The 8,824-nt window shown below is 62.7% G+C and carries 8 protein-coding genes; 6 read left to right on the top strand and 2 right to left on the bottom strand.

Annotated elements, in window-relative coordinates; all coding sequences use genetic code 11:
* Window positions 1–1,056: hypothetical protein (locus R2855_19440; GenBank protein MEZ4533177.1), on the bottom strand; the 1,056-nt coding region annotated here is incomplete at its 3' end.
* Window positions 1,057–1,206: 150 nt separating this feature from the next.
* Here R2855_19440 and R2855_19435 point away from each other — a divergent pair.
* From R2855_19435 to R2855_19410, 6 genes are all read left to right on the top strand, one after another.
* Window positions 1,207–1,938 carry a DUF6062 family protein gene (locus tag R2855_19435; protein ID MEZ4533176.1) on the top strand — a complete coding sequence of 244 codons (732 nt, stop codon included), beginning with the start codon at window positions 1,207–1,209 and terminating at the stop codon, window positions 1,936–1,938.
* A gap of 72 nt (window positions 1,939–2,010) precedes the next feature.
* Entirely contained in the window at window positions 2,011–2,520 is a 510-nt protein-coding gene (locus R2855_19430) for an inorganic diphosphatase (protein ID MEZ4533175.1), read from the top strand.
* Window positions 2,521–2,547: 27 nt separating this feature from the next.
* Window positions 2,548–3,756: a sensor histidine kinase gene (locus tag R2855_19425; GenBank protein ID MEZ4533174.1), complete on the top strand. Its 1,209-nt coding sequence runs from the start codon at window positions 2,548–2,550 to the stop codon at window positions 3,754–3,756.
* Window positions 3,753–4,406, top strand: coding sequence for a response regulator transcription factor (locus R2855_19420; GenBank protein ID MEZ4533173.1), 654 nt, complete (start codon window positions 3,753–3,755; stop codon window positions 4,404–4,406). The genes R2855_19425 and R2855_19420 overlap by 4 nt, the downstream gene beginning before the upstream one ends.
* 288 nt (window positions 4,407–4,694) lie before the next feature.
* A complete protein-coding gene (locus tag R2855_19415) occupies window positions 4,695–6,809 on the top strand; it encodes an MMPL family transporter (protein MEZ4533172.1) in 2,115 nt (704 codons plus the stop codon).
* 146 nt (window positions 6,810–6,955) lie between these two features.
* Window positions 6,956–8,164 carry an FAD-dependent oxidoreductase gene (locus R2855_19410; protein ID MEZ4533171.1) on the top strand — a complete coding sequence of 403 codons (1,209 nt, stop codon included), beginning with the start codon at window positions 6,956–6,958 and terminating at the stop codon, window positions 8,162–8,164.
* A 13-nt stretch (window positions 8,165–8,177) separates the two neighbouring features.
* Here R2855_19410 and R2855_19405 read toward each other — a convergent pair.
* Window positions 8,178–8,824, bottom strand: a 647-nt coding sequence (locus R2855_19405) for a L,D-transpeptidase family protein (GenBank protein ID MEZ4533170.1), incomplete at its 5' end; no start/stop codon positions are given.

The raw sequence follows: 8,824 nt of genomic DNA, 5'->3' as shown, positions 1-8,824 counted from the left end.
CGGCTCTTCCGCTCCAGCATTCCACAGCAACTCGTTAAATCGGCGCCGGGCACGCATCGTTGCGGACGAAAGCGGCGCAACAGCCGGGGTTCCTGCGCCCAGCCATCGCAGCAGTGTGAGCAAGTCCCATGCCAGCGCATATCGGTCGACCTGCGCATCGGAATCGGGCGTTCCGTTCACCGGTGATGGCGCCTGCTCGCGATCCTGCGGCAGCGCTGCGGTAGCCGTGTTCCAGATCGGTTGGAAGAGCGCCCGCCGTCCGTCAGGCACGTAGGTATGCCAAACGAGGAGCGATTCCTCGAGTTCCGTCAACGCGGTTCGTAAGCGCTCCGCTGCCCTGGGTTGACCGAAATCGAGATCCAGGGCGTCGGCGATCTCCGTCAGCGTCGTTGTTTGCCCGGCTGGCAGTTCGGTCACGACACCCAGCACACGCTTGGCATCCCAGCCGAGTTTCCGTTCGACAGCCGATCGCCGGTCTGGCCAGGCGGAGAGCTCCAGGAGCCCGTCGGTGAGTTCACGCCGGGTGCGCAACCCCGGCATCGATTCCAATCCCCAGAGCTCCGCTGCGCGTTGAATGTCCGCGTCATCCAGGAGGGCAAGGAGTGCCGCAAACGGAGTCTGACTCACGTCGCCGGCATCGAGCTCGTCCTGAATGCGCGCGAACAGTTGCCCAAGCTCACGCGGCAAGAAGAGCCGTGGGAGTTCGCCCACGGAAAGCGTCTGGCCGCGCGCGTTCGATGCCAGCGCCCCGGCCTGATAGAGGCGGGTGGCCGTGGCTCTGACGACGGAAGGTTCCGCCTGCAATTGTTCGGCAAGCTGGTCGATCGTGAATCCGTCGTCGGCGTCAGCTGCGACGTAGAACGCAATCATCTCGCGCTCGTCCAACGGGCGGCGCATCCAGAAGTCGCGCGTGGCGCGCAGATCGGTCATGGCGCGCATGAGTTGAGCGATCAGGGCGGCACGGTCGCGCGCTGTGCTCGGCACCTGCCAGGCAATGCCGATTCGCTGGAGCTCCTCATCCGTCCGGGCGTTCAGCCGGCCCATCAAGTTGCGCACCGGGATGCTCCTGGCCGCGGGAGCAAGGACGCCTCCCCAGGAACCCTTGACCCGCGTCTCGTCACCACGTAGGGTTCGGCATCGCCGCGCCCAGTGTCAAGTGGGTGTCGTCTTGTCGCGCTGATGCGCGTTCGTTCAGTCCTGGATCGCATGCCGCCGCTTTCTCGCAATCTCCGGCTCGATGATGCGCTTGCCCTGCCAGGATGCCCCGTCTGCCGCATCGTGCTGCAGCGGGTCGCGCAGACCATCGAGACGATCCAGGACGAACTGGTGCTCGATCCTGCCTACCGAGAGCGAGTCGATGCCGCGTGGGGGTTCTGCAGCACGCATGCAGCTCAATGGCTCGCCGAAGCGCAGCCCCTGAGCACCGCCATCATCTACGAGGCGGTGCTGGGACGCATCTCGCGAGAGCTGGAACGCGTCTCACCGACACGAACCGGTCTGCGAGGGCAGCTTGGTTCCCGCATCTCCGGCGGGCGGACGAATCGGGAATGCGCAGCGCTGGTGGAAGCGCGCCCCTGCCCACTCTGCGTGACGCGCGCCGAACAGGAGCGCGAGCTCGTCGCGCAGTTGCTCGACGGACTACGAACCGCCAGTTTCCGCGAGCGATACCTGTCGTCTGATGGGTTGTGCGTTTCGCATCTGAATCATGCGCTCTGCGCCGGACCGAGCGCGGAGGCGCTCGATGCGCTGCGCTCGCGGCTGCTTCGCACGCATGAGACGTTGCGGGCCGACTTGCGAGAAGTCATCCGCAAGCACGACTATCGCTATCAAGACGAGCCGCAGGGCGCCGAATGGAACGCGGTGGAACAGGCGGTTCGGCATGTCGCCGGTGCGCCGGGCATCGACGGTCGACGGGCGAGATCCAGCACAGCAGAGTAACCTCCGGCAGTGAACTGCAAAAGCGGCGAAGATGTATCCACCATCGAATCAACCATGGGATAAGGGAGTAGCGTGTCCAATCCGTCCAATCCAATCGATCGATCGACCGTTCTCGCATTCATCGAGATTCCCCGCGGCAGTCGCAACAAGTACGAGTTCGACGAGGCCACGGGGAGACTGCGGCTCGACCGGGTGCTCTACTCCTCGGTTCACTATCCCACCGACTATGGGTTCATTCCCGATACCCTGGCCGAGGATGGAGACCATCTCGACATCCTGGTGCTCATGCAGGAACCGACGTTCCCCGGCTGCTACATCGATGCGCGGCCGATCGGGGGGCTCGACATGTCGGATGAGAAGGGTTCCGACTTCAAGGTGCTGGCGGTCCCGGTAGGCGACCCGCGTTATCAGCATGTATCCGATCTCTCGCATCTTGGCGACCATTGGCTGCGCGAGATCGAGACGTTTTTCGCCACGTACAAGCTGCTCGAACCGAAGCAGACCGAGGTGCTCGGCTGGCATGACGCATCCTTTGCCTGGGATGTGATCGAAGCCTGCCGCGCCCGCTACGAAAAGGAGTAGCCCGGGACGATCGGGCTCCACGCGCCGATGCCGATCGATCTGCCTGCTTCCAAGCCGCCAATCACACCGGAAACCGGGTTGGGCGGACGTCGCCCACGGTTCTTCTATTTGGTCAGTCTGCCGCTCTGGTTGGCGGTCGTGCTGCGGTCATTCGATTCGGACGGGGATGCGGATCGGCAACCCCTGACTCTTCTGTTGCTCCTGGTCTATCTGGCGCTCTTCGTCACCGGCGACCGGCTGAGTCGCCGCTTTCACTGGTATGAGCATCTCTATTTCGGGCTGCAGCTCACGATCGTCTTTGCGGCGATGGTGGCCCAGCCCGAGCTCGACTTTTTCCCCGTCTTGTTGATTCCAATAAGCGCGCAGATTGCGCTCGTTCCCGATCTCCGCTGGCGGCGTTTCTGGTTCGCAGCGACCTTCGCAGTCATGATCGTGGGGCTGCTGATATTTCAGGATTTTCCGCGCAGCCTGGCGATCATCTTGTTGTATATCGCCGGATACGTTCTCATTGCATCATATGCCACGGTTACTGAACAGGAAGAGCGCGCGGAAGCCCAGGCACGCTCCCTCGTCGTGGAACTGCAGGAAGCGAACCGCCAACTGACCGAGAGTGCCGCAACGATCGAGAATCTGGCGATTGTGGAAGAGCGCAACCGGCTGGCGCGCGAGTTGCACGATTCAGTTAGTCAGTCACTTTATGGTTTGGTGCTCAGCAGCGAAGCGGCCAGACGCAACCTTGCAAGCGGCAATCACGATGGTCTCGTAGAGGAACTCGATTCCATGAGCGAAGCCGCTCGCACCGCACAGGCGGAGATGCGCCTGCTGATCTACGAGCTGCGCCCACCAGAGATGGAGGAGCTCGGACTGCAGCGCGCGCTCGAGAATCGACTGGCCACCGTCGAGCGCCGTACCGGTCTGCAGGCAACGATCACATACGAGGTTGCGAGCGATGTACCGCTCCGAACCGAGATCGAGCTCGAGCGCATCGCAATCGAGGCGTTGACCAATGCGGTACGGCACAGCGGCGCGTCGAATGTACGCGTCGTTGTTCGCCAGGAGGGCGATCGGTTGGTGCTGGACGTGGAGGATGATGGCGTTGGGATCGAATCTGGCGCGCAGGCTGCCGGATTTGGCATGCGCGGCATGCGTGAACGCGCAGAACGTCTCGGCGGAACGTTTACCGTCGTGTCGTATCCGGGCAACGGAACCCTCGTGCGGGTGGAGACGCCGCTGTGAGCAAGCCAATACGTGTATTCATTGCCGACGACCATGCGATCGTGCGCAAGGGGATTCGTGCGCTGCTCTCGACCGAACCTGACGTTGACGTGGTTGGCGAAGCCGGAGACGGGGCACGCGCTGTGGAGCGGGTGTTGGCGCTGCGCCCTGATGTGACGCTCATGGACCTCGTTCTTCCCGGAATGGAAGGAACTGAGGCGATCGCGCGTATTCGGACAACCTGGCCCGAGGCGCGCATTCTGGTGCTGACCAGCTTCGTGACCGATGAAAAGGTTCTCCCGGCGATTCGCGCTGGGGCGCGCGGCTACCTGCTCAAGGACTCCTCACCGGAGGACCTCGTGCGGGCGATTCGCCAGGTGGACCGAGGCGAATCGCCAATCGACCCGTCGGTCGCGGGTCGGATCATGAGCGCGCTCAGTCAAGCGGCATCGGCAACTCCGGCCACCGATGGGCTCACCACCCGCGAGCTCGATGTGCTGCGCGAGGTGGCAAGAGGGTACTCGAACCAGGAGATAGCCGCGCATCTCTCGCTCAGTGAAGCCACTGTGCGCACCCACATCAGCCATATCCTGAGCAAGCTGGGACTTGCCAGCCGTACGCAGGCGACGCTCTACGCCCTTCGGGAGGGACTCGTTACGCTCGACGACTGATCGCCCAGATGCTGCATCGTTGCGTCGCGCAGAAAAACGGTTCCCGGCTGGCGACGGGCCTTCTACAACATTCCGCTGATCTGCTTCCCGGAATCACCACCAAACGACGGATGGCAAATTCCATCGGACGGCGGTCGGCAAGTCGATCTCCCGCCGATACAACGAGTGTGGGCGCTGATCAGCGCCGATTGGCTTCGTTGATGGATGACTGCCGCCATGTTGAACGGTTTTCAGGAGGCGCTGCCTCGATATTCATTTTCCTCTCCGCGACGTACGATCCTGATTTGGATGGCTGGACTGGTGCTGCTCGTCACGCTCGCCGCGGTGGCCGGCGGAGAGCTCGGTACAGAGAATCAGTTCATCTCAGAGCCAGAATCGGTGCAGGCCGATCGGCTCCTCGAGAGCGAGTGGGGAGCGGAAGATCAATCAGACGACTATCCCGAGCTGCTGGTCGTCGAATCCGCTGGAATGACACTGGATGACCCCGCCTACCACACCGCGGTGGAATCGCTGGCGCGGGCGCTCGAGACGAATGGAGCGACCGCCATCACCTGGTACGAAGCGAACGAAGCTGGGGATGAGCGGGCAGACACGCTGAGGTCAGCCGATGGAACGACCACCCTGATCCCATATCGTCCCAGTGGCGAACGCGATGCAGCTGATGCCGCGGTGCTTGCCGCAGCCGACTCGAATGGCGTCACGGTGCATTTCGTTAGCGAAGATCGGTTCGATGACGCATTCGACGAGATGACCGAACACGATCTCATCCGTTCGGAAGTGTTTGGTCTTCCAGCGGCTTTGCTGGTGCTGATCCTTGTGTTCGGCGCGCTGGTGGCGGCTGGAATTCCGATCGTGTTGTCGATCGTTTCCATCGCCGGGGCGGTGGGGTTGACGCTGCTCCTGGGTCGGGTGACCTCGATGTCGGTCTACGCGCTCAACATGATTTCCATGATTGGTCTGGCGGTCGGGGTGGACTACGCGCTCTTCATCGTCGACCGGTTCAGGGAAGAACGCCGGATGGGACATGCACCGGCTGAAGCGATGGCGCGCACCGCCGCTACCTCTGGGCGCGCGGTCCTCTTTTCAGGGGCGACCGTGGCAATCAGCCTGCTGGGCATGCTCCTGCTCCCCACCACGCTCTTTCGCAGTCTCGGTGCTGGAGCAATCCTGGTGGTCGTGGTCGCACTCCTGGCGACGCTCACTTTGCTTCCGGCGCTCTTGGCGATCTCGGGTAGCAGGCTCGACTGGCCGCGTCGTCCGCGGCCGGCTCTGGAGCGCACAAGGGCGACGCACTCGGACCGGCTCGTCCGTTTGGTGCTGCGACGGCCGGGGATCAGCGCCTTGGCTGCCATTGCAGTTCTCTTCCTGCTTGCCTTGCCAGCTCTGTCGATGGAACGCGGGGCTGCCGGAATCGAATCGATGCCACCTGGCGATCTACGCGCTGGATACGAAATTTTGGCTCGCGACTTCGCTGCCGGCCTGACCGATCCGGTCGAAATTGTGGTTGCCGGATCGAATGACGACGCGACCAACGGCGCCATCGAGCGACTGCTGGACGGTCTCGCGGCCGATTCCGCGTTCGCCCCGCCGACGGACCAAGCATGGAACGATGCAGGCACCTTGGCATTGGTCGAAGTGCCACTCACCATCGACGGAAACACGCCCGAGGCCTATGCCGCAATCGAGCGCTTGCGTGTCGACCTGATACCGACGGCCTTTGCCGGGATCGACGCGTGCGTCCTGGTTGGCGGGGATGTCGCCGAAACGGCCGACTTCGATGCGCTGGTCGGCCTGTGGACACCGCGGGTCTTGGCGATCGTTCTTGGGCTTTCATTCCTGGTGCTGCTACTGGCATTCCGGTCGATCGTCGTACCGGTGAAGGCGCTTCTGCTGAATTTGCTTTCGGTCGGTGCAGCCTATGGGGCGATGGTTTTCGTCTTCCAGCAAGGGCATGGTGTCGGGCTATTCGGTTTCCAACGAACACCAACCATCGAGGCCTGGATCCCAATCTTTCTCTTCAGCATCCTCTTCGGATTGTCGATGGACTACCACATCTTCCTTTTATCCCGAATTCGGGAAGCGTGGGACCGGACCGGCGACAATTCGCTGGCCGTTGCCGATGGGCTGCATGTCACCCGGCGCATCATCACCGGTGCTGCGGCAATCATGGTGGTCGTATTCGCCGCATTCGCTACAGCCGATCTGGTGATGTTCCAGCAGCTTGGTTTCGGGTTGGCGGTCGCGATACTCCTCGATGCCACCGTGATTCGGCTGGTGCTCGTGCCTGCTTCGATGCGCTTGCTCGGCGACTGGAACTGGTACCTCCCTCACCGGCTCGAGTGGCTCCCAAGGGTGCACGTGGAGTCGGCGAGGACGTCCGACTCTGCGGTCACCGTGGGATGACCTGTCGGTCTGTTCGAATACTGGCGGGCCGCATGCTGCCCGCCAGTCCGTTCTTTCCCAATCGCGGAGCCGGTCGTCCTGGCGAGCGTGGCCGGTATGGACTGATAGACTTCCGGGAGTTCGGCGGCAACGAGAGGAAGACGGCGATGTCTGGTCCAGATGTGATCGTGGTTGGTGGCGGTGTCAATGGTTGCTCGGTTGCGTTTCGATTGGCGCAGGCGGGCAAGAAGGTGCATCTCTTCGACCAGCGAGGCATCTGTTCCGGAGCGTCGGGTCGCAACGGCGGCATGACCAGCGAGGGCGCGCGCATGCATAGCGATGGCGCACGCCAGCTCTATGACATCACCTCGGCCAACTGGCGCATGTTGCAGGAGCTGCCGGACGAACTGGGGGTCGATTTCCAGCTGCGAAAATCGGGCACGATCGAGATCGGGCAAACCAAAGCGCAGTGGGACCACATGGTCGAGCGATATGAAATCGAGCGCGCCGCTGGAGCAAGCCCCGAACTTCTGGACGCGAAAGAGACCCGCAAACTGATGCCTGCGGTGACCGAGGACATCTACGGTTCCAAGTACACACGCAGCGCCGGTCATCTTTGGCCATTTGCGCTGGTCGACGGGTTTGCCAATGCGGCTGCCCGCCTCGGTGCCGAGATTCGCACACATACCCCGGTTGCGAAGATTCTGGAGCATTCAGGACGCGCTGCCGGCGTCGAGTTGCTGGACGGCTCACGTGTGCATGCCGAAGAAGTCGTGCTGGCGACCAACTCGTACACGCCGCTGCTCTTGCGCCAATTGCCAGCGGGCGCCATCGTTCCGGCACGCGGCCAGATTCTCGCTACCGAGCCGGTCGCGCCCATCTTGCCGCTCGCCTGGGGCAATAACTTCGACAAGGAATACGGCCGTCAGGTGCCCGGTGGCCCCATCGTTTGCGGGGGATTCCGCCGCCTGGATGAGCAGGAAGGACTCGGACTCTATGAAGAGCGGGTCACGCTGCCGGTCATGAGCGGAATCGGCAAGCGGCTCGTGGGGCTGTTCCCGGTGTTGAAAGGCGTGCGCGTGGTGCGCATGTGGGCCGGAATCATGGGATTTACACCGGACGGACTGCCATTGATCGGACGCACCAGCATCATGCAGGGACTCACGATCGTGGCCGGATTCAACGGCGGCGGGTTTTCCTGGGGCGCAATCAACGGCAAGATCGTTGCCGATGAGATCACGGGCAGGAACCACGGGTTCGATCTGAGCTACTTCCTTCCCGACCGGTTCGTGGAGAAAGGAACCGCCTGGCACAACCCATATACCGCCGGCGAGAAGGGCCAGACCGCTCGCACGGCCGGCGCGGCGGTGCTCTAGACGACATCGCAGCCTATTCGTGGATGAGCATCGGGGCGCTGAGCGGGGTCCATTGGTAGAGCCACTCGGCATCAGGCACGGCCAGGGTGACGCAGCCATGGCTGACGGCACTGCCGAAGTCTTCATGCCAATAGACGCCGTGGATGTAGTACCCGCCTGAGCGAAAGACCATGATCCAGGGCACACCCGGAATGTCCCAATGCTCGCCGTTGACGGTGGCCACCGTTCGCTTGGCTGGAACCTTTTGCGAGATCGTGAAGGCTCCGAGCGGGGTGCGAAAACCGGGCTTCCCTGAACTGATGATCAGACGGGCGTCCGGTTCACGGTCGTTCCAGGCGATCAGCGTCTGATTCGAGATGTCGACCTCGATCCATTTCTCGTTTCGGCTGAAAAGCTCTGTGTATCTGGTCGCCAGCCAACCCTCGACCTCCGGCAACTGAACGTGGATCCAGTCGGACTCACTGGAGCCGTCGACAGTGTCCAGCACGGTGGCGAGCGTGTTGGTGGACAGCTCGCGCAGGACTGTGCTTCTGGCATTAGGTTGCGCACGCAGTTTCAATCGAACCCGGGGGCGCACCAGGTCGCCGGGTCGAAACGATGCGAGCGCACGATCGCCGGGCGCGTCCGGTCGTGAGACTGTGAGGGGGACGCTTGCCCGGG

This window comes from Thermomicrobiales bacterium, from assembly GCA_041390825.1.
GTDB lineage: Bacteria > Chloroflexota > Chloroflexia > Thermomicrobiales > UBA6265 > JAMLHN01.
This window is presented reverse-complemented; position numbering and strand designations above follow the sequence as displayed.